This window comes from Mycobacterium simiae, from assembly GCF_008370645.1.
Lineage (GTDB): Bacteria > Actinomycetota > Actinomycetes > Mycobacteriales > Mycobacteriaceae > Mycobacterium > Mycobacterium simiae_A.
Map to the genome: position 1 here is coordinate 1 of NZ_VTZN01000648.1, position 258 is coordinate 258.

The following is a 258-nucleotide window of genomic DNA, read 5'->3' on the forward strand; positions in this document are numbered from 1 at the left end:
GACGTCCAGCTGCCGGAGGCGTCCCGGATGGGCTTGATCGCGAGGTGGCCGTTACCGTCGAGGTAGACGTTGTTGGTGCTGTTGGTCATCGTCTCGATCTCCCCGGTGCCCCAATTGGGCGCTCCGCCGGGGTAATTCGTGCCCAGAGCGTACAGCCAGTTGGTGCCGTTGATGCTCGAGCCCGCGGGGCCGGTGAAGTCATCGCGGAAAATCTCGGTGAAGCCATTGCCGGAGGAGCCGCCTCCGGCAGCGCCGGTG

The 258-nt window shown here is 65.9% G+C and carries 1 pseudogene; it reads right to left on the reverse strand.

From position 1 onward, the window contains the following. Positions 1–258 (reverse strand): annotated as a pseudogene (locus F0Q45_RS27245) (hypothetical protein); the annotation flags it as partial.